Source organism: Nocardia yamanashiensis, from assembly GCF_021183565.1.
Lineage (GTDB): Bacteria > Actinomycetota > Actinomycetes > Mycobacteriales > Mycobacteriaceae > Nocardia > Nocardia yamanashiensis.
This window is the reverse complement of record NZ_CP089226.1, coordinates 3,985,653-4,012,509: the sequence shown is the minus strand read 5'-3', so window position 1 is coordinate 4,012,509 and position 26,857 is coordinate 3,985,653. Positions and strand designations below refer to the sequence as shown.

General features: G+C 71.5%; 2 protein-coding genes. Both read right to left on the bottom strand.

Going from position 1 to position 26,857, the window contains the following annotated elements; genetic code table 11:
* Positions 1–25: 25 nt before the first annotated feature.
* Positions 26–16,006 (bottom strand): type I polyketide synthase, encoded by a 15,981-nt coding sequence (locus LTV02_RS19065; protein WP_233041247.1) that lies wholly within the window; start codon positions 16,004–16,006, stop codon positions 26–28.
* Positions 16,003–26,844: a type I polyketide synthase gene (locus LTV02_RS19060; protein ID WP_233041246.1), complete on the bottom strand. Its 10,842-nt coding sequence runs from the start codon at positions 26,842–26,844 to the stop codon at positions 16,003–16,005. Before LTV02_RS19060 ends, LTV02_RS19065 begins: the two co-directional genes overlap by 4 nt.
* Between the last annotated feature and the right edge of the window lie 13 nt (positions 26,845–26,857).

Genomic DNA, 26,857 nt, shown 5'->3' with positions numbered 1-26,857 from the left:
GCTCTCGGTATTCGTCATATCGCTATCAGTCCTCGGAGTTGTAAGCCAGATTGATCAAGTCGTCGAGATCGAGTTCGTCGATGGACTCGTCGGCGCTGGGCGCTGTCGTCTCGATGTGCGCTGTCGTCTCGCCTGGGCGCTCCTGCACCAGTTGCATGAGCGCGTCCAGCAGTCCGGCCTCACGGAGCCGGGACAGCGAAATCGTCTGGAGCGCATCGCGAATCTCGTCCTCGGACGCCTCCGCCGGCGCTTCGGGGTGGTTCTCGAAGGTGAATTCCCCGGCCAGATATTCGGCCAGCACGCCCGGTGACGGGTAGTCGAAGACCAGCGTCGCGGGCAAAGGCAGGCCGGTGGCGGCCTTGAGGGCGTTGCGGAATTCGATGGCGGTGATCGAATCGAAGCCCAGCTCGTTGAACGCCCGGTCGGCCGCGATGGCCTTCGCGTTCTGATGCCCCAGCACCGTGGCCACCTGATCGCGAACCAGATCGACGAGCACGCCGAGACGTTCGCTCTCGGGAGTCTCCGCCAGTCGGGCATGCAATGCGGCCGGGGCGGCCGACACCGGGCGCGCGGGGACGAGCCCGGACAGCAGCGCCGTCGCGAACCCAGCTCCACGCAGTCCCTCCCGGTCGAGCCGGGCGAGAACCGGTGCCGCCGTGCCGATTCCGCCGGCGGCGTCGAACAGCGCCAAGCCCTGCTCCGCCGACAACGGCAGCAGCCCCGAACGTGTCATACGCTGCCGCTCGACGTCACCGAGCCCCTCGCCCATGCCGCCGTCGCCGCTCCACAACCCCCAGATCAGCGACTGCCCGCTGCGTCCGGAGGCCCGGCGGTGCGCCGCCACCGCATCCAGGCAGGCATTGGCCGCGGCATAGTTGCCCTGCCCCGGACTGCCCAGCGTTCCGGCCACCGAGCTGAACAACACGAACGCCTTCAGCGGCAGTTCGGCGGTCAGCTCGTGCAGGTGCAGGGCCGCATCCACCTTGGGACGCAACACCGTATCCATCCGCTCCGGAGTCAACGCGGTAATAGCGCCGTCGTCGAGCACACCGGCCGTGTGGAACACCCCGGTGAGCGGACGACTCGCGGGGATACCGGACAGCACCTCGGCGAGTGCGGCCCGATCAGCGACATCGCAAGCGACGAAGTCGATTTCGGCACCGGCGTCCCGCAGCTCGGCCGCCAGCTCGGCGGCGCCGGGCGCGGACTCGCCACGCCGGCTCAGCAACAGCAGATGCCGCACACCACGGGTCCGCACCAGGTGCCGGGCGAACAATCCGCCCAGGAAACCACTCGCGCCGGTGATGAGCACGGTCTCGTCCGGGCCGAAAACGCTGCCCAGACCCGATGCGGTAGTCGCGGAGACAGTGGTCGCCGATCGAACCAGTCGTGCGCTGTGGACGCGCCCGCTACGCACGGCCACCTGCGGTTCCCCGGAGGCCAGAATCCCGCCCAACCGCCCGGCGACGTCGGAATCGCTGTCCACCAGAATGATTCGACCCGCACTCTCCGCCTGAGCGGAGCGAACCAAGCCGCCCACCGCGGCACCGGCAAGATTGCTGATGTCCTCCCCGGCAATGGAAACCGCGCCGCTGGTCCGAATCACCAGCGCCGCTCGACCGGACCGCGGATCCGCGATCCAGCTTCGAAGCACATGCAGCACAGCATGAGTCGCGGCACGAACAGCATCGGGATCATTCCCCGCCGGAACATCCAGCACCACGGCGGCAGGAACCTCATCACCGAGAGCGGCTGGAACCTCTATACCGAGATCCGTCCACGATACGGCGCGTATCTCCTTGTCGGACAGCGACATCGGTGACCATTCGACGTGGTACAGCGCGTTGTCGACGGTGGAGGTGAGCGCCGCGAGTTGTGTGGCGTCGATCGGCCGGGCGGCCAGGCGCTGCACCGTCGCCACCGGGGCGCCGGTCGGATCCGCGAGTTCGACCCGGACCGCGCGGTCGCCGGTGCGGGTCGCGCGTACGCGCAGCGCCGCGGCTCCGGGGGCGTGCACGGTGACTCCGGACCATTCGAACGGCAAGGCCGGGCCGGAGCCGTCAGGACCGGAGTCGCCGATGAGCAGGGCGTGGAGGGCGGAGTCCAGTAGTGCGGGGTGGAGTCCGTATGCCGCGGCTTCCCGGGGATCGGGAAGGGCTACCTCGGCGAATACCTCGTCGCCGCGCCGCCAGGCTGCCCGCAGGCCCTGGAAGGCCGGCCCGTATTCGTAGCCGCCGGAGCGCAGGCCGGAATAGACATCGCTGATCGGCAGCGGTTGCGCTCCGATCGGCGGCCAGGCGGTGAGGTCGGCGAACTGGTGGCGTGCTTCCGGATCGGCGGTGAGCGCGCCTTCGGCATGCAGTGTCCACGAGGTCGCCGAATCGCTCTCGGCTTCCGGGGCGGAGTAGATCCGTACCGGGCGCCGGCCCGTCTCGTCCTGCGCGCCGACGACGCTCCGCACCGCGACTCCGCCGGTCTCCGGCAGCACCAGCGGCGCGTGCAGGACGAAGTCCGCGAGCGTCGAGAGGTTCACTCGGTTGCCGGCTCGCAGCGCGAGTTCGACCAGGCCGGCGCCGGGGAACAGCACCGTGCCGAGCACGGCGTGATCGGCCAGCCAGGGTTGTGTCCGGAGCGACAGGCGGCCGGTCAGGATCACGCCGCCGGTGTCCGGCTGGGCGATCACCGTGGGTACCAGCGGGTGCCCGGTGGTGGTGAGGCCCAGCGAGCGGGCATCGCCCTTGCCGGTGGAGCCCTCGGGGACCCAATACCGTTGCCGCTGGAAGGCGTAGGTGGGCAGGGGGATGCGCCGGGCTCCGGTGCCGCTGTACAGCGCGACCCAATCGAGGTCCGCGCCGGAGACGAACAATCGGGCCGCACCGCTCGACACCGATGCGGCGTCGGCTTTGCCGCGGCGTGCCAGGGGCACCACCGTGGCGGCCGGGTGCGCGCTGTCGAGGGTTTGCGTGATCATCGGGGTCAATACCGCGTCTGGGCCGATCTCGGCGAACCTGGAAACACCTGAATCCGCCATCGTGGCAACGGCATCCGCGAAGCGCACCGTGTCCCGGACCTGACCGGTCCAGTACGACGGATCGCACATCTCGTCGCCGATCCGTGCGCCCGTCACGGTCGACACCAGGGCGATGCTCGGTCGTTCGAACGTCAAACCCTCGATCGCCATGGCGAATTCGGCCAGCATCGGTTCCATCAATGCCGAATGGAAGGCGTGCGACACCCGCAGACGCGTGGTGCGCCAGCCCTTCTCGACGCAGCTGTCGGCCACGGCCTGGACGGCGTCGTCGGCGCCGGCGATCACCACCGATGACGGACCGTTCACCGCCGCCACCGATACCTCGCCCGAAAGCAGCGGCAGCACAGCGGTTTCGGCCGCGCCGATCGCGACCATCGCCCCGGCGGCGGGCAGGGCCTGCATCAACCGGCCGCGTGCGGCCACCAGCACGCACGTGTCGGTCAGCGACAACACCCCGGCCACATGCGCCGCGGCGACCTCGCCGATGGAGTGACCGGCCACCACATCGGCACGCAGGCCCCAGGATTCGAGCAGCCGGAACAAGGCGACCTCGAACGCGAACAACCCGGCCTGCGCGAATACCGTCCGGTCTACGAGGTCCTCGGAGGTCAATGCCGCATCCAGCGAAGCCGGCTGTGCCAGCAGCGGATCCAGTTCCGCCACGATGGCGTCGAAATGGTCCGCGAACACCGGGTACGCCTTGCGCAACTCGGTCGCCATCCCGGCCCATTGCGCGCCCTGCCCCGAGAACACCAGCGCCGTCGAGCCCGTCATCGCGTGACCCGCCACCACACCGGGCGCGGTCGTGCCCGCAGCGGTCGCGTCGGCGCTCGCGGCCAAGGCGTGTACGGCGGCCGTCAGTTCGGCGCGTCCCTCGGCCAGTATGACGGCCCGATGGGTGAACACGCTGCGCGTGGACGCCAGCGAGAAGCCGATATCAATCGGATCGTGCGCCGCCACCGGCGATTCCGGATCATCCAGCTGCGCGGACAGCCGGGCGGCCTGCCCGGCCAGGGCCGCGCCGCTGCGCGCCGAGAGCACCCACGGCAGCAGCCCGCCTGCCGGAAGCACCGGCGTCGCAACCGGTTCCGCCGCGGCCGCGGGAGCCTGTTCGATGATGACGTGCGCATTGGTGCCGCTGATGCCGAACGACGACACGCCCGCGCGCCGTGCCCGGCCGGCCTCGGGCCACGGCACCGCCTCGGTCAGCAATCGCACATTGCCCTCGGTCCAATCGACCTTGGTGCTGGGCTGATCCGCGTGCAGTGTCCGCGGCAGCAGTCCGTGCCGCATGGCCATCACCATCTTGATGACGCCGCCCACGCCCGCCGCCGCCTGCGCGTGCCCGATATTCGACTTCAGCGAGCCCAGCCACAGCGGCCGGTCCGCGGCGCGTTCCTGTCCGTAGGTGGCGAGCAGCGCTTGCGCTTCGATCGGATCGCCCAGCGTCGTTCCGGTGCCGTGCGCTTCGACCGCGTCGACGTCGACGGGCGCCAGACCGGCATTGGCCAGCGCCTGGCGGATCACCCGCCGCTGTGAGGGACCGTTCGGTGCGGCCAGGCCGTTCGACGCACCGTCCTGGTTCACCGCCGACCCGGCGATGACCGCCAGGATGTCGTGCCCGTTGCGGCGCGCGTCGGACAACCGCTCCAGCACCAGCACGCCGACGCCTTCGGCCCAGCCCACTCCGTCGGCGGTGTCGGAGAACGACTTACACCGTCCGTCCGGCGACAATCCGCGCTGGCGGCCGAATTCGAGGAACATATCCGGCGTCCCCATGACCGCGGCGCCACCGGCCAGCGCCAGATCGCATTCGCCCGAGCGCAGCGACTGCCCGGCCAGATGCAGGGCCACCAGCGACGACGAGCACGCCGTGTCCACGGTGACCGACGGCCCCTCCAGGCCGAACACATACGACACCCGGCCCGAGACCAGACTGCCCGCGGCGCCGCTGCCGGTCCCGGTGGCCTGCGCGTAGTCGTGATACATCAGACCGGTGAACACGCCGGTCGAACTGCCGCGCAGCGCCGCCGGATCCAGGCCGGCGCGTTCGACGGCCTCCCAGGAGACCTCCAGCAGCAACCGCTGCTGCGGGTCCATCATGGTGGCCTCGTTCGGGCTGATCCCGAAGAAGTCGGCATCGAATTCGGCCGCGGAGTAGAGGAATCCGCCGCTGCGCGTATAGGTCTTGCCCGCCTTGCCGGGTTCGGGATCGTAGATGCCCTCGAGGTCCCAGCCGCGATCGACCGGCATGGCCCCGACGGTGTCGCCGCCTTCGACGACGAGCCGCCACAGGTCTTCCGGCGAGGCGACCCCGCCCGGATAGCGACAGGCCATGGCCACCACGGCGATCGGCTCGTCATCGGCGCGGACCCGGCGCACCGCTCGCTCCGCCACGGCGGCGGTGCCGGTGAGTTGCGTGCCGAGGAATTCGGCGACGGCCTGCGGCGTCGGGTAATCGAAGATCAGCGTGGCCGGTAGTTGCAGCCCGGTCGCCGTATTGAGCTTGTTGCGGAATTCGATGGCGCTCAACGAGTCGAACCCGAGCTGCTGGAAGGCCTGCTGCGGTGCGACGGCGTCGGCGGTGGCGTGGCCGAGGATCCCGGCCGCCACGGTGCGGACGAAATCGACCAGCGCGGTGGCACGGTCGGCGTCCGGGAGTCCCGCCAGCTTTTGCAGCAGGGCCTGACCCGCCGGGGTCCGGTTGACGCGGCGCGCCGGCGCCGGGACGAGTCCCCGCACCAGGGCCGGAATCTGCTCGCCCCGGGTGCGCAGCACCGCCGGATCGATGCGCAGCGCGACCGTTTGCGGATGCCCGGCGGCCACCGCGGCGTCGAACAGCGCCAGACCGTCGGACTCGGACAGCGGCGGGAAGCCCAGCCGGCGCATCCGGTCGAAGTCGTCCTCGGACAGCTCCGCACCGAGCCCGCTCGATCGCTCCCACATGCCGTAGTCGAGCGCGGTCGCGGGCAATCCCAGGGTGTGCCGATGCGCGGCGAGGGCGTCCAGGAAGACGTTCGCCGCAGCGTAATTCGCCTGCCCCGCGGCCAGTACCAAACCGCCCGCGGAGGACAGCAGCACGAACAACGACAGCGACCTGTCCCGGGTGAGCTCGTGCAGATGCCACGCGGCCTCCGCCTTCGGGCGGAATACGGCGTCGATGCGATCCGCCGACATCGACGCGATCAGGCCGTTGTCGGCGACGCCCGCCGCGTGCACCACGCCCACCAGCGGATGCTCATCGGGGATGCCTGCCAGCACGGCCGTCAGCGCCGACCGATCCGACACGTCGCAGGCCGCAACGGTGACCTCCGCGCCGAGCTCGGCGAGTTCGGCACGCAAGGCGGCGGCACCGGGAGCGTCCAGGCCGCGCCGGGAGGTCAGCAGGAGTTGGCGCACACCGTGTTCGGTCACCAGATGCCGGGCGATGACCGCGCCCAGACCGCCGGTGCCGCCGGTCACCAGTACCGTGCCGGGCTCGATCGGCCGGTTCGGCTCGGCGGTCGTGCCCGGTGTCGGGCGGGTCAACCGCGGCACCAGTACGGTCGCGCCGCGCAACGCGGCTTCGGGTTCCCCGGCGATGGCCGCCAGGACGTCCGCGGCGATCGAGCCGCCGTCGCGCTCCACATCCAATAGCTGGAAGCGGCCGGGGTTTTCGGCCTGTGCGGCACGCAGGAGACCCCATACCGGCGCTTGATCCAGGGCGATGGTGTCGGAATCGCTCACTGCCACAGCTTGTTCGGTGACGATGACCAAACGCGAGGCGGCGAAGCGAGGTTCGGCAAGCCACCGCTGAACGGTGTCGAGTACACCTCCCAGCACCTGCCGCGCCGCATCTGCCGGCGAGCCGTCGTGACGCGGGCATTCGAGCAGCACGAGATCGGGGACTACCGAATCTTCGGCCGCGTCCAGCTCGGTGAGCAAGGCCGTGAGATCGCGGCCACTGTCGAGCATCGCGATGCGGTCCGGTTCGACTTGCTCCGAAGAGACCGGTGCCGCAACCCATTCCACGGTGAACAAGGCGTCCGGCACGCGGTCGGCCGTCAAGCGTTCGACCGGCACCGGCCGAGACACCAACGCGCCCACCGACACGACGGGCCGGCCCTGCTCGTCGGCGATTCGCACGGCGAAGTCGTCGCCCACGGGCACGCTGCGCACCCGCACGGTGGCGGCTCCGGCCGAGTGCACCACCACCCGGTTCCAGGCGAACGGCAATACCGCTTCACCGGCCTTGCGGCCGTGCAGGATCCCGGCGTGCAGGGCCGCGTCGAACAGCGCGGGATGGATACCGAAGCCGTCGGCGTCCCGGGGATCGGGCAGCGCGACCTCGGCGAACAGTTCGTCGCCGCGTTGCCATGCCGCCCGCAGCCCCTGGAAGAACGGGCCGTACCCGTATCCGAGTGCCAGCAGATCGTCGTAAGCGCCGTCGACGTCCAGCGGCTGCGCGCCGGCCGGAGGCCAGGTGGCCAGGTCGAAATCGGCTGCTGCGTCAGGAGATTCCGGGTCCACGGCGAGGCTGCCCTCGGCGTGCAGCAGCCACGGCCCATCGGCATCCGCACGGGAATGCACGCGCAGCCGCCGGCGACCGGTGTCGTCCGCGTCGGCGACCACCACCTGCACCGCGACGCTGCCCGTGGCGGGCAGGGTCAGCGGGGTGTGCAGCACGAGTTCCTCGACCACGTCGCAGCCCAGCAGGCCGCCGACGTGGGCGGCCAGTTCCACGAATCCGGTACCCGGCAGCAGCACCGTGCCGTGCACGCTGTGATCGGCGAGCCATTCCACCGAGTCCAGGGACCAGCGGCCGGTGAAGCTCACCTGACCCGAATCCGGATGCGGCACAACGGCGCCCAGTAGCGGGTGCTGCACCGTGTCGAGTCCGGCGTCGGTCACGCCGCCCAGTTCGGCGCCCATCCACGATTGCGCGAGCAGCTTCCGGGCGTCGAGCCAGTACCGCTCGCGCTGGAAAGCGTAGGTGGGCAGGTCGATTCGCCGCGCGGCGGTACCGGCGTAGCACCCGGCCCAGTCCACCGCGGCACCGGACACGAACAGTCCGGCCACACCGGTCAGCAGGGTGGCGGCATCGGCGCGATTGCGCCGTACCAGCGCCACCGCGCCCGTCGTGATCTGGCCGACCATCGGGGTGAGTACCGCGTCGGGACCGACCTCGGCGAACCGCGATACGCCCGAATCCGCCATCGTGGCAACGGCATCGGCGAAGCGCACCGTGTCGCGGACCTGATCCACCCAGTACCGCGGATCGGTCATCTCGTCGGTGACCAGCGCACCGGTCACCGTCGACACCAGCGGAATCAGCGGCTCGGCGAAGGTCAAACCCGATATCGCAGCGGCGAATTCGGCCAGCATGGGTTCCATCAGCGCCGAGTGGAAGGCGTGCGAGACCCGCAGGCGATGGGTGCGCCAGCCACGTTCGGCGCACGTCTCGATGACCCCGAGGACTTCGTCCTCGACACCGGACAGCACTACCGCCGACGGCCCGTTCACCGCCGCGATCGCGACCCCGGCGGTCAGCAGCGGTGTCACGTCGGCCTGCGCCGCACCGACGGCGACCATCGCGCCGCCGCCGGGCAGGGCTTGCATCAACCGGCCGCGCGCGGCCACCAGTACACACGCGTCGGCCAGGGACAACACCCCTGACACGTGCGCGGCGGCCACCTCACCGATCGAGTGGCCCGCGACCACATCGGCACGCACGCCCCACGATTCGAGCAAGCGGTACAGCGCGACCTCGAAGGCGAACAACCCGGCCTGGGCGTACACCGTCCGATCCACGAGTTCCTCGGAGGCCAATGCGACGCTCAGCGCATCCGGCTGCCCCAGCAGCGGATCCAACTCGGCGACGATCGCGTCGAAGTGCGTGGCGAACACCGGATACGCCGAGCGCAATTCGCTCGCCATCCCGGCCCACTGCGCGCCCTGACCGGAGAACACCAGCCCGGTCGATCCCGGAACCACGCGCCCGGACACCACATCCGGGGACGGCGCGCCCGCGGCGAGCGCCCGGGTCCCCGACAGCAGCGCACTGCGGTTGTCCCCGAGGACTACCGCGCGATGCTCGAAGACGCCGCGCGTGGAAGCCAGCGAGAAGCCGGCGTCCGCCGGATCCAGCTCCTGTTCGGTCACGGCCGCGACCAGCCGTGCGGCCTGCTCGGCGAGCGCCGCATCGCTGCGCGCCGACACCACCCACGGCAGCACTCGGCCGGCCGGAGCGTCCGCGAGAGCCGGCAGGTCCGCGTCGCCGCCCGGCGTCCGAACGGGTTCCGCCGCCGCCTCTTCGATGACCACGTGCGCATTGGTGCCGCTGATGCCGAAGGACGACACCCCGGCGCGGCGCGGCCGGTCCGTGCGCGGCCACGCCACCGGTTCGGTCAGCAGTTCGACCTGCCCTGCGGACCAATCGACCTTGGTGGACGGCCGGTCCACGTGCAGCGTCCGCGGTAGCAGCCCGTGCCGCATGGCCATCACCATCTTGATGACGCCGCCCACGCCCGCCGCGGCCTGCGCGTGCCCGATGTTCGACTTGAGCGAACCGAGCCACAGCGGCCGGTCCGCGGCGCGTTCCTGCCCGTAGGTGTCGAGCAGCGCTTGGGCCTCGATCGGGTCACCCAGCGTGGTGCCCGTGCCGTGCGCCTCCACCACGTCGACCTCGCCCGGCGCGACCCGCGCGTTGGCGAGCGCCTGCCGGATCACCCGCCGCTGCGAGGGACCGTTGGGTGCGGTCAGACCATTCGACGCGCCATCCTGATTCACCGCCGAACCGGTGATCACCGCGAGCACTTCGTGCCCGTTGCGCCGGGCGTCGGACAAGCGCTCCAGCACCAGCACGCCGGCGCCCTCGGACCACGCCACCCCGTCGGCGGCATCGGCGAACGACTTGCTCCGCCCGTCCGGAGCCAGCCCCTTCTGCCGGCTGAATTCGACGAAGACCTCCGGTGTCGCCATCACGGCCACACCGCCCGCGAGAGCCAGATCGGACTCGCCCGAGCGGAGGGACTGCCCGGCCAGGTGCATGGCCACCAGCGACGACGAGCACGCTGTGTCCACGGTGACCGACGGGCCTTCCAGCCCGAGCACATACGAAACTCGCCCGGAGGCAATAGATCCCGAGTTCGCGTTGGCCGGGTAGTCGTGATACATCATGCCCGCGAACACGCCGGTGGCACTGCCCCGCAGCACGGCCGGATCGATGCCCGCTCGTTCCAGGGCCTCCCACGCGGTCTCCAGCAGCAGGAACTGCTGCGGGTCCATCGTCGCCGCTTCGTTCGGGCTGATGCCGAAGAACGCCGGATCGAATTCGCCTGCGGTATGCAGGAATCCGCCCTCGCGGGTGTAGGTGGTGCCCGGCCGCTCGCCGGTGGGATCGTAGATCCGCTCGGTGTCCCATCCGCGATTGCCCGGGAACCGTGAGGTCGCGTCGACGCCGTCGAAGACCAGGGTCCACAGCTCCTCGGGCGAGGTGACGCCGCCCGGGTACCGGCACGCCATGCCGACGATCGCGATCGGTTCGTCGGCAACGACTTTCGCGGTGACCGCGGTATCGTCCGCGACGCCGGTCAGCTTGTCGGCCAGATGCTCGGCGAGCGCCTGCGGGGTGGGGTAGTCGAAGATGACCGCGGCGGGCAGCGACAGCCCGGTGGCGGTCTTGAGACGGTTGCGCAGTTCGACGGCGCTCAGGGAGTCGAAACCCAGGTCCTGGAAGGTGCGGCCGGGCTCGAGCGCGGAACCGCCGTCGGTGCCGCGCACGGCCGCGATCTGGGTGCGCAAGGTCTCGAAGACCAGCTGGCGCTGCCGTTCCAGGTCCAGGCTCGAAAGCCGCTGCCGCAGACCGGAAACCGGCGCGGCCGTCACGGCACGGCGGCGGGCGGCGGGCGCCAGTTCGCGCAGTACGGCGGGGAGCAGCCCGGTTTCGGCGCTGTCGCGCAGGGCGGTGGTGTCGAGGGTCGCGATCACCGTGTGCGGGGCATTCCGCCGCAGTGCCGCGGCCCAGCCGGTGAGTGCCCGCTCGTCGGTGAGCGCGGCGAATCCGCCGCGGCTCAGCCGCGCCACATCGGACGCCTGCAGGTGTGCGGTCATGCCGCGCGAACGGGCCCACGGACCCCACGCCAGCGATTGACCGGCCAGCCCGCGGGCCCGGCGCTGGGCCGCCAGCGCGTCCAGGAAGGTGTTCGCGGCCGCGTAATTGCCCTGCCCGGGGCCGCCGAGGGTGCCCGATACCGACGAGAACATCACGAACGCGGCCAGATTCAGGTCCGCGGTCGCCTCGTGCAGATACCAGGCGGCGTCGGCCTTCGGCGCCAGCACCGTGTTCATCCGCTGCGGGGTCAGGGACGCGATGGTCCCGTCGTCGAGCACACCGGCGGCGTGGATGACACCGGTCAGGGGCCGCTCGGCCGGTACGGCGGCGATCAGGTCGGTGACCGCCGCGGCGTCCGCGACGTCACAGGCCGCGACCGTCACGTGGGCGCCCAGTTGCTCGAGTTCGGCGCGCAGGGCTGCCGCTCCCGCGGCCTCGGGGCCGCTGCGGCTGACCAGCAGCAACGACCGCACGCCGTGTTCGGCCACCACGTGCCGGGCCAGCACCGCGCCCAAACCGCCGGTGCCGCCGGTGATCAGCACGGTTCCCGTGCCGAACCCCGCCTCACCGCCGTCCGTGTGCTCGGGCGCGGGCCGGACGAGGCGAGCGGTGTGGGTGATGCCGCCGCGCACGACCACCTGCGGTTCGCCCACCGCCACGACGGCGGCCGCGAGCTGCGCATCGACGCGGGAGTCGGTGTCCACCAGGATGATCCGGCCCGGCTCCTCGGCCTGGGCGGCGCGCACCAAGCCCCACACCGCCGCACCGGGAAGGTCGGTGGGCTCCTCGCCGGGCAGGGCGACCGCGCCGCGGGTGGCGATCAGCAGCGTGCTCGCCGCGAACCGTTCCTGGGTCAGTGCTTCCTGCAATACCGTGAGGATGCGGGCGATTTCGTCGTGGGTGGCGGTCACCACTCCGGTGTCGCCGGTGTCGTTCCATCCGGTGCCGGCTTCGACGAGCACCACCGGCGGCAGTTCCGCCATTTCGTGCAGCTCGTCCCAGCCGCCCACCTCGGGCGGGGGGAGCTGCGTCGTATCGTCTGTCCCGCTCGAGCGGTCCGGGGACCACACGAGTTCGAGGATCGGATCGTTCACGCCGCCCGATGCGGTCGCGACGAGCTGTTCGAGTGGCATCGGCCGGGCCGCAACCGATCCCGACAGGACCGGCTGCCCGTATTCGTCGGTCACGAGGACCGATACCGAGGATCCGGCCGGGGTCAGTCGCACCCGCAGCACGGCGGCTTCTGCGGCGTGCAGTTCGACAGCGTCCCACGCGAACGGCAAGGCAACCTGACCGGGCGGAACCGTGAACAGCGACTCCGGTTGTCCCGCAGAGTCTTCGGACGCACCGGCGAGGTAGCCCGCGTGCAGGGCGGCGTCCAGCAGCGCCGGATGGATGCCGAAACCTTCGGCGCGCACCCCGGTGTCCGCATCGGCCGCGATCTCGGCGAACACCTCGTCGCCGCGCCGCCACAGCGCCCGTACTCCCTGGAAGGCCGGACCGTACTCGTAACCACGGGCGAACAGATTCGAATACGCTGCGGTGACCTCGATTTCGGTTGCCCCGCTCGGCGGCCACGCCTCGGTCGCGGCTTCGACCGCACCATCGGCGACGGTCAGCGTGCCCCGCGCGTGCAGCACCCAGGCGTCGTCATCGTCGTTCTCGCTCCGGGAGTAGACGGCGACCGGCCGCTGCTCCGGCTCGGGCGCGCCGACGACGACCTGGATCTGCACCCCGCCCGTCGCGGGCAGCAGCAGCGGCGCCTGCAGGGTCAGCTCCTCGAGCACCGGGCAGCCGACCTCGACACCGGCCCGCAGCACCAGCTCCGCGAAACCGGTGCCCGGAAACAGTGCCGCGCCCCCGATCACGTGATCGGCGAGCCACGGCTGGGCCGCGACCGAGAGCCGGCCGGTCAGCAGGACCTCGCCCGACTCCGGCGCCGACAGCACCGCGCCCAGCAGCGGATGCTGGACCGCGCCCAGACCCGCGGCTTCGACCCCGGCATTGCCGCCGACCGGGTCGACCCAGTAGCGGCGGCGCTGGAACGCATAGGTGGGCAACGGGACTCGCGCCACCGGGCGTCCGGTGTACAGCGCCGTCCATTCGACCTCGACGCCGACGGCATGCGCCTGCGCCAGGCAGGTCACGAACTGTTCGACCTCGGCCCGCCCGCGGCGGGCTCCGGCCAGTACCGCCGCCTGTGCTTCGATCGGCTCCGGCAGGCACTGCCGGGTCATCGCGGTCAGCACCGCGTCGGGGCCGATCTCCAGGAATCGGCGCATGCCCGCGGCCACCAAAGTGTCCACGCCGCGGGCGAATCGAACCGCCTCGCGTACCTGCCGGACCCAGTAGCCGGGGTCGAGCACTTCATCACCGGCCAGCTGCCCGGAAAGGGTTGACACCAGCGGAACGTTCGGGCGGTGGTAGGTCAAAGACCCTGCGACGGTGGCGAATTCGGCCAGCATCGGATCCATCAGGTGGGAATGGAACGCATGCGACACCCGCAGCCGCGAGGTCTGCCAGCCGCGTTCGGCGCACCGCTGCGCGAGCGCGGTCACCGCGTCCGCGTCGCCCGAGACCACCACGGCCGTCGGCGAATTCACGGCGGCGATACTCAGTGCCGCGTCGGCGAGCAGCGCGGCGACCGCGTCCTCACTCGCCGCGATGGCGAGCATCGCGCCCCCGGCGGGCAGCTGCCCCATGAGCCGGCCGCGCGCCGCGACCAGGCGGCACGCGTCCGGCAGCGACCACACCCCGGCGAGGTGCGCGGCGGCCAGCTCGCCGATCGAGTGCCCGATCAGCGCGTCCGGCGTCACGCCGAAGGATTCGAGCAGCCGGTACAGCGCGACTTCGTAGGCGAACAACGCGGGCTGGGTGAACTCGGTCCGGTGCAGCGCCTCGCTGTCTTCGGGACCGTCGCCGGCCGCCCGGCCGGTGAACATGAGCTGCCGCAGCGAGGTGCCCAGCAGCGGGTCGAACTGCGCGCAGAGCTCGTCCAGCGCGGCCGCGAACACCGGAAACGCCTCGTACAGTTCGCGACCCATGCCGGCGCGCTGCGCGCCCTGTCCGGTGCACAGGAAGGCGGTCTTGCGGGTCACCGCCCGGCCCGTGACGACTTCGCTCACCGGACCGTGCTCCGAGGGCTCGGTGCCGTGCTCGGCGAGCGCCGTCAGTCCGGCCAGCATGGCGTCGCGGTCGCCCGCCACCACCGTGCCCCGCCATTCCATCTGCGTGCGGCCGGTGACCAGTGAGTAGGCGATATCGCCGACCGCCAGGTGCGGGCGTTCGCGCACCCACGCCAGCAGTTTGGCCGCCTGCGCGCGCACGCCCTCCTCGGTCTTCGAAGAGAGCGGCAGCGCGGCCAGCTCGGTGACGACAGCGGTGTCATCGGCGGCCACCGTCGCGGTCGCGGCGGCGGCATCCGCACCGGTCCCGTTCGCCGGAGCGGCCGCGGTCTCCACCGGGGCGGGCGCCTCTTCCAGAATCACGTGCGTATTGGTGCCGCTCGCGCCGAAGGACGACACACCGGCCCGCCGCACCCGTTCGCCCGCCGGCCACGGCTCGGCCGCCGTCAGCAGCCGCACCGTGCCCGCGGACCAGTCCACATGCGGCGTCGGGGTATCGGCATGCAGTGTGGCGGGCAGCGTTTCGTGCCGCATGGCCTGCACCATCTTGATCACGCCGCCGACACCGGCCGCCGCGGAGGTGTGCCCGATATTCGATTTGAGCGATCCGATGCGCAGCGGCTCGCCGACGCGATCGCGGCCGTAGGTGGCGATCAAGGCCCGCGCCTCGATCGGGTCGCCGAGCTGGGTGCCGGTGCCGTGCGCCTCGACCGCGTCGATATCGGCGGGCGTCAGACCGGCATTGGCCAGCGCCTGCGCGATCACCTTCTCCTGCGCGGGGCCGTTCGGTGCGGTCAACCGGCTGCTGGTGCCATCCTGGTTCACGGCGGTGCCGCGCACCACCGCGAGGATGGGGTGGCCGTTGCGGCGCGCGTCGGAGAGCCGTTCGACCACGAGCATGCCGAGACCATCGGAGAATCCGGTCCCGTCGGCTCCGGCCCCGAACGCCCGGCACCGGCCGTCCGGCGACAGCGCGCGCTGCCGGGCGAAGCTGATGAGCTGGGCCGGATCCGACATCACCGTGACGCCGCCGACCAGGGCCAGCGATGTCTCGCCCTGGCGCAGCGCCTGGCAGGCCAGATGCAGGGCGACCAGCGACGACGAGCACGCGGTGTCCACCGACAGCGCCGGGCCCTTGAAACCGAGGCTGAACGACACCCGCCCGGACAGGATGCTGGCCGAAACCCCCGGGTGCGCATTGCCTTCGGATTCGGCGCTGTGCCCGGGCGCGCCGACGCGGCGGCCGTAGTCGAAGTGGATCACGCCCGCGTAGACGCCGGTGTCGCTGTCCCGCAGCGACACCGGATCGATGCCCGCGTTTTCCAGTGCCTCCCAGGACGCTTCGAGGAACAGCCGCTGCTGCGGATCCATCGCCTCTGCGGTGCGGGGTCCGAGACCGAAGAAGCCGGCGTCGAAATCGCCTGCCGCGTCGAGGAATCCGCCCTCCCGGGCGTAGACGGTGCCCGGCACGTCCGGGTCGGCGTCGAACAGCCGCTCCAGATCCCAGCCGCGGTCGGTGGGGAACGGGCCGATGGCGTCCGTCCCGGCGGCGACCAGATCCCACAACCCGTCCGGGGTGTCGACGCCGCCCGGATACCGGCAGCTCATCCCGACGATCGCGATCGGCTCCCCGGCCTGTTCCTCCAGCTGCTGAATGCGCTTGTTGGCGGTGCGCAGGTCCCCGGTGACCTTCCGCAGATACCGGCTGAGGCGTTCCTCGTTGCTGCCGCTCGGATTGCTCATGCTGGCATTGCTCATGCTGGGCCGAACTCCTCGTCGATCAGATTAAAAAGTTCATCGTCGGAATGGGATTCGAGGTCGTCGTAGACGCCGTCGGACCACGCGTCACCCAGGTGGGCGTGCAGCCGGTCGGCGAGACCCCGCAGCGCCGCGATGGTCTCGTCGGTATTGCCCCCGACGGCGATGATCCGCTCGACCATGGCCTCGAGCTGTGCGACCTCGGGCGCCGCCGCCGCGACCGGCGCGGCCGGGGTGGGCGCCGCGGCCGGTGCGGGCGTCTCCGCCAGCGCCTGCTCCAGCAGGTAGCCCGCCAGATCCCAGGCAGTCGGGTAGTCGAAGACCAGCGTCGAGGGCAGTGACAGCCCCGTCAGCTTGGAGAGCCGGTTGCGGAATTCCACGCCGCCGAGCGAATCGAAGCCCAGTTCGTCGAAGCCGCGATCGGGACCGATGTCGTCGAGCGACTCGTAACCCAGCACCGTGGCCGCGTGTTCGCGCACCAGGTCCAGCACCACGCCGCGGCGCTTGGCCTCGGCCACCCCGTGCAATCGTTCCCCGAGCGTCGGTCCGTCGCTCACCTTGGCGGGGGTCCGGCCGCCCGCGCGCACGAAGCCGCGCAATACCGCAGGCAGCGATCCGGTGTGCGCTTCGACGCGCAGCTTGTCGGTGTCGAGGTGCAGCAATGCCGGCACCGGCTCCGCCGTGGTGAGGGCGGCGTCGAACAGGCGCAGGCCGTCCTCGTGATCCAGTGGCGTCAGGCCCAGCCGGTCCAGCCGGCTCATGGCGGCATGATCCAGTGCGCCGGTCATGCCGAGGTCCTGCCGCCACGGACCCCACGCGAGGGCCAGGCCCGGCAGTCCCTCGGCCCGGCGGCGCAGCGCCAGGGCGTCCAGGAAGCCGTTGGCGGCAACGTAATTCGCCTGTCCGGCCGAACCGATCAGGCCCGCGATCGAGGAGAACATGACGAACGCCGACAGGTTCAGCTCCCGGGTCAGCTCGTGCAGGTGCCAGGCGGCCTCGGCCTTCGGCGCGAACACTCGGTCGATCCGGTCGGTGGTGAGGCCGTCGAAGGTGCTGTCCGCGAGCACGCCGGCGGCGTGCACGACGCCGGTGAGCGGGTGCTCGTCCGGCAGGGAGGCGAGCAGCGCCCGCAGGGCGTCGCGGTCGGTGACATCGCAGGCGGCGATGCGTACCTGCGCGCCGTACCCGGACAGCTCCGCCGCGAGTTCCGTTGCGCCGTCGGCCTGTTCGCCGCGCCGGGAGACCAGCAGCAGCTGATCGACGCCGTGTGCGGTGACCAGGTGCCGGGCCAGCAGCGCGCCCAGTCCGCCGGTGCCGCCGGTGATCAGTACGGTCCCGCCGAAGGAGATCGGTTCACCCGCAGTGGATGTCAGCGGTTCGAGGCGTGGCGCCAGGACGTGGTCGCCTCGCACCGTCACCTGCGGCTCGCGCGCCGAGAGCGCGGCCTGAATCAGATCGGCCGAAAGGTGTTGCGTACCAGCGGATCGGTCCAGGTCGAGGAGGAGGACTCGATCCGGGTATTCGGCCTGCGCGCTGCGAATCAGCCCCGAGACGGCGGCCGCCGCCGGGTCCGGTGCCGAATCCGGCAGGGTTGCCGCGCCTTCGGTCACCACGACTAACTGTGCCCGGCCGAACCGCTGGTCGGTCAGCCAGTTTCGGACCAGATCCCAGGCGGCATGTACGCGAGCACGCGCGGATTGCGCCGAATCACTCTGTGGTCCGGTGGCTTCGGCCCATACCACGACATCCGGCACGGTCGGGGCCGCGGCCAGCGCCGCCAGATCCGGGTAGCGCTCCTCGATCCCGGCGACGACCGCCGCACCGAGTACCGCCGCGCTCCCGAGCGCGGCGGCGTCCGGGGTTTCGACCGGCGCCCACCGCAATCCGTACCGGCCCGCGCCGCCGCCCGACAGCGTGGCGCGGAACTGGTCCACGTCGTAGGAACGCATGACGACCTCGTCGATGGACACCACCGGGTTGCCGTCCTGGTCCACGGCCACCACGGCGATCGCCTCGCTGCTGCGCCGCACCGCCATCACCCGCATGGAGGTGATCGGGGCGGCGGTGTGGAATTGCGTGGCGCCCCAGCGGAACAGGAGTTTGCCCTCGGTGGGGTTGCTGTCGAGGTCCGACCAGATCAAGCTGACCAGCCCGGCGTGCATCACCATGTCGAACAGGCCGGGATGCATGTGGAACCCGTCGCCGGGCGTGTCCGGGTTCAGGGTGATCTCGGAGAACGACGTGTCGCCGTCGTGCCAGGCGGCGTCGATGCCACGGAAAGACGGGCCGTAGGCCAGCCCCGCGACCGTGGTCGCATGCTCCGGAATCCATTCGGTATCAACCGTTTCGGCGCCGACGGGCGGCCACGCCGTGCTGCGCAGCATCTCCATCAGGCCGAGGTCGATCAGCTGCCGTCCGCTCAGTACGCCGCTGGCGTTGCGCGCCCACTCGCCGCCGGGGAGGCGGTAGTGGAAGGTGAAGGACCGGCGTCCCGCCGCATCGGGTTCCCGCACCAGCACCTGGAGTTCGACCGCGCCGTCCGCGGGCGGCAGGATCGGCCGTTCGAGGATGAGTTCGTCCACGACCTCGCAGCCGATGCGCCGGCCCGCCACCAGCAGCATTTCCATGAGCGCGGCGCTGGGTACGACGACCACGCCGTAGGTGGTGTGGTCGGTGATCCACGGGTGGGTGGGCAGCGAGAACCGGCCGGTGAACAGCCACTCGTCGCGATCGGCCACCCGCACCACATCGGTGAGCAGCGGGTGTTCCGAGGCGTCGGGCCGCCGCTGTGCGAGACCGGGTTCGAGCCAATACCGCTGATGCTGGAAGGCATAGGTGGGCAGGGCGATTCGCGGCGCGGGGCGGTCGCCGAACAGGGGCGTCCAGTCGACGGCCACGCCCGCGGTGTGGGCCTGCGCGAGCAGCGTCACGAATTGCCCGGCCTCGTCGTGGTCCCGGCGCGCCGCCGCCGCGACCACCGTGCGCGACTCGAGCTCGGCGGGCAGGGTCTGGCGGGTCATCGCCGCCAGGACGGCGTCCGGGCCGATTTCCAGGAAGCGGCGCACCCCCGCGGCCAGCAGCGCCCGCACGCCGGGTGCGTAACGCACCGCGCCGCGCACCTGCGCCACCCAGTAGCCGGGCTTCAGGATCTCGTCACCGGCGATCTCGCCGGAGACATTGGATACCAGAGGAATTCGCGGGGCATGGTAGGTGACGCCGGCGGCGACGGCCTCGAACTCGCCCAGCATGGGGTCCATGAGGTGCGAATGGAAGGCGTGCGACACCCGCAGCCGATTCGTCCGGCGGCCCTGTTCGGTGAACCGCCGGTCGAGCAGGTCGACGGCAGCGGCGTCACCGGAGATCACCACGGCGGCAGGGGCGTTCACCGCCGCGATCGAGATCCGATCACCGAACTCGGCGATCGCGGCGGCGACATCGTCCTCGGGCGCGGCGACCGCGAGCATCGCACCGCCCTCGGGCAGCGCGTCCATCAACCGGCCGCGGGCCGCGACCAGTGCGCAGGCGTCCGCCAGGGACCAGACGCCCGCCAGGTACGCCGCGGTCAGCTCGCCGATCGAATGGCCCACCAGGACATCGGGTGTCACGCCGAAGGACTCCAGCAGCCGATGCAGCGCCACCTCGAACGCGAACAGCGCGGGCTGGGTGCAGCGGGTGCGATCGATCTGCTCGCCGGTGAGCATCACCTCCCGCAGCGAAATTCCGAGCAGCGGATCGAACTGCGCGCACACCTCGTCCAGCGCGGCGGCGAAGACGGGGAAGGCCGCGGCGAGTTCCGCGCCCATTCCGGCCCGCTGCGCGCCCTGGCCGGTGCACAGGAAGGCGGTCTTTCCGGCGGAGACGGTGCCGGAAACCACTCCGGCGGTGGTGGTTCCGGCGGTTAAGGCTGCCAGCCGGGACAGCAACTCGTCACGGTCGCCGCCCAGGATCGCCGCCCGCGTCTCGTGGTGGGCGCGGGTGGTGGCGAGCGCGTGCGCGACCTGCGCCGGATCGGCGCCGGGGTGTTCGGTCAGCCACCGCTGGAGTTTCGCCGCCTGCGCCCGCAGCGCCGTGTCGTTCTTGGCCGACAGCAGCCAGGGCACCGTTCGGAGTGACCGGTCATCGGCTGCCGCCGAAACGACCTGGCGCGGCGCCTCTTCGATGATGGCGTGCGCGTTGGTGCCGCTGACACCGAACGACGACACCCCGGCGCGGCGCGGCCGGTCACCGGCGGGCCACGGGTGCGGCTCGGTCAGCAGCGCGACGTCGGCGCTCCAGTCCACGTGCGGGCTCGGTGCGTCGACATGCAGTGTGCGGGGCAGGGTTTCGTGCCGCAGCGCCTGCACCATCTTGATGACGCCGCCGACGCCCGCGGCGGCCACGGTGTGGCCGATATTGGATTTGAGCGAGCCGATCCGCAGCGGACGCTCCGCGCGGTCGCGACCGTAGACCGCCATCAGCGCCTGCGCCTCGATCGGATCGCCCAGCGGGGTACCGGTGCCGTGCGCTTCGACCGCGTCGATATCCGACGGCGACAGCCCGGCATTCGCCAGCGCCGCCGTGATCACGCGCTCCTGCGACGGGCCGTTCGGCGCGGTCAGACCATTGCTGGCCCCGTCGGAGTTGATCGCCGTGCCGCGCACCAGCGCCAGGATGTGGTGCCCCAGTCGTTTCGCGTCCGAGAGCCGTTCGAGCACCAGCACTCCGACGCCTTCGGAGAAGGCGACGCCGTCGGCCGCCGCGGCGAACGCCTTGCAGCGGCCGTCGGGCGAGAGTCCGCGCTGCCGCGCGAAATCGACGGACAGATACGGGCTGGCCGCGACCGTCACGCCGCTCGCCATAACGAGGGAGCTCTCCCCGTTGCGCAGGGCCTGGGCGGCCAGGTGCAGCGAGACCAGCGAGGAGGAGCAGGCGGTGTCCACGGTGAGCGTCGGGCCCTCCAGCCCCAGCGCGTAGGCCACCCGCCCGGACATCACGCTGCTGGTGGTCCCGGTGAGCCGGTAGCCCTCCAGATCACCGCCCACCAGGTCGACGTAACCGGACGCACCCGCGCCGACGAACACCCCGGTGTCGGTGCCCCGCAGCGAGTTCGGGTCGATGCCCGCGTCTTCCAGGGCCTCCCAGGACGTTTCGAGGAGCAGGCGCTGCTGGGGGTCCATGGCGGATGCTTCCCGGGGGCCGATCCCGAAGAAGGCCGGATCGAAATCACCGGCACGGTCGAGGAATCCGGCGCGCCGCGCGTAGACGGTGCCGGGCTTGTCCGGATTCGCGTCGAACAGCCGTTCCAGATCCCAGCCGCGATCGGCCGGGAAGTCGCCGGTCGCGTCGATCCCGGCGGCGACGAGATCCCAGAGCTGATCGGGTGTTTCGACGCCGCCGGGGAAGCGGCACGCCATGCCGACGATGGCGATCGGCTCGTCGGCCCGGACCCGGGTCGCCGCCTTCTTCACGGGTTCGGCGGTCGCCGGTTCGATGCGGGACAGCACCAGCTTCGCCACCGCCGCCGGGGTCGGGTGATCGAATACCAGCGTCGACGGCAATTGCAGACCGGTGGCCTTCCCCAGCCGGTTGCGGAACTCCACGCCGCCGAGCGAATCGAAACCGATCTCGTCGAAGCGCTGATCCGACCGGATATCGGCCGCGGAGTCGTGCCCCAGGACCGCCGCGGCGGCGGTCAGCACGGTCTCGAGCACCAGGTCGCCGCGCCGGGCCGCCGGCACTTCGGCCAGGCGGGCAGCAAGGGTTCCCGCCGCTGCGGCGGCCGGGGCGGCGGTACGCGCCCGGCGGGGGAGGAATCCGCGCAGCACCTCGGGCACGTCGGATTCGGCGCCGGTGCGCAGGGCAGCGGCATCGAAGCGGATCGGCGACAGTCGGGCCGAGCCGTGTGCGAGGGCCGCGTCGAACAGGCGCAGGCCGTCGGTATCGGCGATTGGGCTGAGCCCCAGTCGTTCCCAGCGCGCCAGCGCGCCGCGATCCAGTCCGCCGGTCATCCCGCCGGACTGATTCCACGGACCCCACGCCAGCGCGGTCGCCGCCAGACCGGCGTCGCGACGGAGCTGGGCCAGGGCGTCCAGCGCGGCATTGGCCGCGGCGTAGTTCGCCTGGCCCGAGGTGCCCAGGACGGCCGCGATCGAGGAGAACATCACGAAGGACCGGACGTCCCGGTCGCGGGTGAGTTCGTCCAAATGCCATGCGCCGTCGACCTTCGGCGCGAAGACGCGGTCGAGCTGTGCGCCGGTCAGTGCCGCGACGGTGCCGTCCTCGAGCACGCCGGCGGTGTGCACCACGGCGATCGGAGCGTCACCGAGGCCGGCCAGCAGCTCGCGCACCGCGTCACGGTCGGCGACATCGCAGGCGACGACCCGGGCGCGGGCGCCCAGCCGCGCCAGCTCCGCCAGCAGGTCGGCGGCTCCCGGTGCGTCCGGGCCACGGCGTGAGGTCAGAACGAGTTCGCGCACGCCGTATTCGGTGGCCAGGTGCCGGGCGAACAGCGCGCCGAGGCCGCCGGTGCCGCCGGTGATCAGCACCGTCGCCCCGTCGAGCGACGCCGCATCGGCGACGGGTTTCCCGGTGGCGCTGCTGGTTTCGACCGCAGGCCGGAGTCGAGGGACCAGCACGCGCTCGTCACGCAGCGCGACCTGGGTCGCGCCCGTGGCCAGTACGGCGGCGATCCGCTCGGCGGTCGCGGGTGCGGCCGGATCCTCGTCGATCAGTACGAATCGATCGGGATGCTCCGATTGCGCGCTGCGCAGCAGTCCCCAGACCGCCGCCGCCGACGGATCGAGAGTCTCCCCGTGGAGACCGGCTCCGCCCGAAGTCACCACCACCAGCCGGGTGGCGGCCGATTGTTGCGCTTCGAGCCAGGAGCGCACCAGCTCCAAGGTCGAGTGCACGCGTGCGCGAACCACGGGTGCCGCGCCGGAATCGCCTGCGGCCGTGCCCGATACGGCGCGCCAGACCACCGCCCCGGGGAGGTCGGCCGCGACCAGGTCGTGGACCGATGCGTATCGGGTCTCGAAATCCGCTGCCGTGCCGGCTGTTTCCAGCTCGGCGAGCAGTGCGAGAGTGGGTGCGGATCCGGCGGCCGTCGCGTTCGGATCCTCCTCCCAGCGCACCTCGTACAGCGCGGCGTCGTCGCCCGCCAGCGCACCCCGGAATTCCTTGACGTCGTACGGCCGCATCACCACGGCGTCCACCGAGACGACGGGATTGCCTTCGCTGTCGACGGCCGCGACCGCCACCGCCTCCGGCCCCTGCGTGACCGCGATGACCCGCAACGCCGACACCTCGGCGGGTCTGCCGCCCGCGGCCGCGGCCTGGTGGAATCTCGCCCCGGCCCAGCGGAACAGCAGTTTGCCGGTATTCGGATCGGGGTTGCCGTCCCGCCAGATCAGGCGCGAGAACGCCGCGTGCATCACCATGTCGAGCAGCGCGGGATGCAGGGTGTGGCGGACCGGATTCGAGGCCGCGGCGGTGAGATCCGGGTTCAGCGCGATCTCGGAGAAGACGGCGTCGTCGCGCTCCCACACCTGCCGCACCCCGAGGAACGCCGGACCGTATTCCAGTCCCGCGTCCCGGGCGATCTGCGCGGGGAGACCGGCACTGTCGAAGGGTTCCGCGTCGGCGGGCGGCCACGACTCGGCCCGCAGCCGGGCGAGCACTTCCGGTTCGCGCCCGGCGGAAGTGGCGAGCGAACCCGTCGCGTTGTGGATCCACTCCTCGGAAGCCGCTGTGCGGAAATAGAATTCGAACGGGCGATGGCCGGTCGCGTCGGCGGCCTGCACCAGCACCTGGAGTTCGATCTCGTCGCCCTCGGACGGCACGATCGGCGCCTGCAGGGTGAGCTCCTCGACCGCCGCGCAACCGATCCGGCCGCCGGCGACGAGCAGGAACTCGATCAGGGTGGCGCTCGGCAGCACCATCACGCCGTAGGACCGGTGGTCGGCGACCCACGGGTGCGTCGCCAGGGACAGCCGGCCGGTGAAGAGCCATTCGTCCGAGGCGGCCAAGCCGAGCACGCCGGTGAGGATCGGATGATCCGACAGGTCCGCCGCCGCACCGTGATCGGGGTCGAGCCAGTAGCGGCGACGTTGGAAGGCGTACTTGGGCAGGGCCAGGGTGGTCGCGCCGCGCCCGGCGAAGGCCGGACGCCAGTCGACGCGCGCACCGGTGACCTGGAGCTGTGCCAGGCCCGCGACGAACTGCGCGACCTCGCCGGACGACCGCCGCGCCAGGGCCACGGTGGCCGGGCCGGCCGCGAGATCGCCGTTCTCGCCGAGGCATTCGCGGGTCATGGCGGTCAGGACCGCGTCGGGTCCGACCTCGACGAAGCGGCCGACCCCATCGGCGCGCAGGGCGTCGATGGCGGGCGCGAAGCGGACGGTGGCGCGGACCTGCTGCACCCAGTACTCGGGGTCGGTCATCGCCGGACCGGCCGGCTCCCCGGTGACGGTCGAGACGATCGGCAGGGTGGGCGCGCGATAGTCGAGTTTCTGTGCGAGCGAACGGAATTTGTCGAGCATCGGCGTCATCAGGGCCGAATGGAAGGCGTGGCTCACCCGCAGCCGCTTGGTTCGGACGCCCGTCGCGGCGAGTTCGCGTTCCAGGCTCACGATCGCCTCGGTATCGCCGGACAGCACCGTCGAGGCCGGACCGTTCTGCGCGGCGATCGACACTCGATCATCCACTGCCGCAATGAGTTCGGCGGCGCGCGCCGCGTCGATGGCCACCGCGAGCATGGCGCCGCCCGCGGGCAGCGCGCCCATCAGCCGGCCCCGGGCCGCCACCAGGGCGCAGGCGTGCGGCAGCGACAGCACGCCGGCGACATGTGCCGCCGCCAGCTCGCCGATCGAGTGACCGGCCAGCACATCCGGTGTGACACCGAAGGATTCCAGCAGCCGGAACAGTGCCACCTCGAACGCGAACAACGCGGGCTGCGTCCATTCGGTGCGGTCCAGCAGGCCGTCGGAGTCGGTGAACATCACCTCGCGCAGCGACCGTCCCAGCGCGCGATCCAGTACGGCGCACACCTCGTCCAGTGCGGCGGCGAAGACCGGATACGCGGCGTAGAGGTCCGCGCCCATCCCGGCGCGCTGCGCACCCTGACCGGTGAACAGGAACGCGGTGGCGCCGGAAGTCGCCTTCGCCACAACGGTATTCGGGCCGTCCGTGGCCAGGTCCGCCAAACCGGCGAGCAGTTCGTCCCGATCGCGGCCGGTGACCGCGCCGCGCCAATCGAGCAGCGCCCGCGAACTGGCCAGGGCGTGCGCCAGCTCGTGCGCGTCCACCTCGGGGCGCTCGAGCAGCCACTGCCGCAACCGATCGGCCTGGGTACGCAGCGCGGCCTCGGATTTGGCCGAGACCACGAGCGCGACGCTGTCGGCGGTGACGCGCGGCGCGACATCCGCCGCGGCGGGGGTCTCCGCCTCGGCCGAAGGTGCCGCGGGCACCACGGCCGGCGCTTCCTCGAGAATGAGATGCGCGTTCGTGCCGCTGGCGCCGAAGGAGGACACGCCCGCCCGGCGCACGCGTTCCCCGTGCGGCCAGGGCCGGCTGTCCTCGAGCAGCCGGACCGTACCGGCGGACCAATCCACGTGCGGCGTCGGCTCGTCCACGTGCAGCGTCTTCGGCAGCACGCCGTGGCGCATGGCCTGCACCATCTTGATCACGCCGCCGACGCCCGCCGCGGCGGAGGTGTGACCGATATTGGATTTCAGCGAGCCCAGATACAGCGGCTCGCCCGCCCGCCCCGCGCCGTAGACGCCGATGAGCGCCCGCGCCTCGATCGGGTCGCCGAGCATGGTGCCGGTTCCGTGCGCCTCGACCGCGTCGATATCGGCGGGCTCCAGCCCGGCGCCCGCCAGGGCCTGGGCGATGACCCGCTCCTGGGACGGGCCGTTCGGGGCGGTGAGGCCGTTGCTCGCGCCGTCCTGGTTGACCGCGCTGCCGCGAATCACCGCCAGCACGTGGTGGCCCGCGCGCTGGGCGTCCGAAAGTCGTTCCAGCACCAGCATTCCGAGGCCCTCGGAGAAGCCGGTGCCGTCGGCGGCGGCCGCGAACGCCTTGCACCGGGCGTCGCCGGACAGGGCCCGCTGCCGGGCGAAGGCGATCAGCAGCGACGGATCCGACATGACGGTGACGCCACCGGCCAGCGCCACGTCGGTATCGCCGGAACGCAGGGCCTGACAGGCCAGATGGATGGCCACCAGCGAGGACGAACAGGCGGTGTCGACCGCGATCGCCGGACCGGTGAAGCCGAAGGTGTAGGCGATCCGCCCGGCCAGGACGCTATTGGAAACACCAAGGTAGGCATGGCCTTCGGTCTCCGCGCCGATGGTGGCGGAACCGATGCGCGGGCCGTAGTGCTGATGGATGACCCCGGCGAACACCCCGGTTTCGCTGCCGCGCAGCGAGTTCGGGTCGATGCCGGCGTCCTCGAGGGCCTCCCAGGCCGCCTCCAGCATGAGCCGCTGCTGCGGGTCCATCGCCGCCGCCTCGCGCGGGCCGATGCCGAAGAAGGCGGCGTCGAAATCGCCGATCTCGTCGAGGAATCCACCGTCGCGGGTATAGATGGTGCCCGCCGCGTCGGGGTCCGGGTCGAACAGCCGCGCCAGGTCCCAGCCGCGATCGGCCGGATAGCCGCCGATGGCGTCGACGCCGTCCGCGGTCAGCTGCCACAGCTGCTCGGGGGAGCGCACGCCGCCCGGGTACCGGCACGACATGCCGACGATCGCGATGGGTTCGCGCATGCGGTCGGTGAGCGTGCGCAGCCGCTGCTTGGTGTCGTACAGCTCCTTGGCGGTCTTCTTGAGGTACCGGCGCAGTTCGTCGTCGTCAGCCATCAGTGAAACTCCT